Annotated in this window: 1 protein-coding gene; it reads left to right on the top strand. The window is 66.7% G+C overall.

Translation table 11 applies throughout. The annotated features are described in order from the left end of the window. Positions 1-117 precede the first annotated feature (117 nt). The coding region (locus AC069H_RS42765) for an IS481 family transposase (protein ID WP_478236183.1) at positions 118-1099 on the top strand (982 nt) is incomplete at its 3' end.

Here is a 1099-nt window from a genome sequence, read left to right as displayed (position 1 = left end):
TGTACTGCCCCGGGAGGTTGTGAACAGCGGGACACCTAGGCAGATGATCTTGAAGTGAGGGAGGACCTCCGGGTTTGGTGTGGATCACCACAATCTGCACCAGCCACGGAGGTCCTCATGTCACACCGTAACGCCCCGCTGACTCCGACCGGCAGACTGCGCCTGGCCTGTTGTGTCGTGGACCAGAGCTGGCCTCTGCGACGAGCTGCTGAGCGTTTCCAGGTCTCGGTATCCACGGCGAAACGCTGGGCCGACCGCTATCGCACCGAGGGCGAGGCGGGCATGACCGACCGGTCTTCACGGCCGCATTCCAGTCCACGCCGCACTCCGACCCGCACTGAACGGCGGATTATCAAGGTCCGCGTGCTGCGGCGGTGGGGCCCGGCCCGGATCGCGTCCTTCCTGCGCCTGGTGCCCTCCACAGTGCATCGCGTGCTGGCCCGGTTCGGCCTGGCGCGTCTGGCTCACCTTGACCGAGCGACCGCCCAGCCAGTACGCCGTTACGAGCGCGCCACCCCGGGCGAACTGGTGCACGTCGATATCAAGAAACTAGGCAACATCCCCGACGGTGGTGGCCACCGAGTGCTCGACCGCGCCCAATCTCGACGCAACGCCCGAGCCACCACCACCGAACGCCGCGGCAACCGTGCCCCGATCGGCTACAGCTACGTGCACAACGCCGTGGACGATCATTCCCGGCTGGCCTACAGCGAAATCCTGCCCGACGAACGCAAGGAAACCGCGGCCGCGTTCTGGCAGCGCGCCCACGCCTTCTTCACCACCAACGGGATCACCGTCCAGCGAGTGCTCACCGACAACGGGTCGTGCTACAAGTCCCGGCTGTGGCACGACACCCTCGCCACAGCCGGGATCACCCACAAACGCACCCGGCCTTACCGGCCGCAGACCAACGGCAAAGTCGAGCGGTTCAACCGCACGCTGCTCGACGAGTGGGCCTACGCCCGGCCCTACCAGTCAGAGACCGAACGCCGCGAAGCGCTACCCCCATGGCTCCACGCCTACAATCACCACCGCGGCCACACCGCACTCGGCGGCCACCCACCCGCCAGCCGCGTTCCCAACCTCTCAGGTCACTACA

This window comes from Amycolatopsis sp. NPDC043887 (assembly GCF_056435665.1).
The sequence above is the reverse complement of the archived record's forward strand: the minus strand, read 5'-3'. Positions and strand labels throughout refer to the sequence as shown.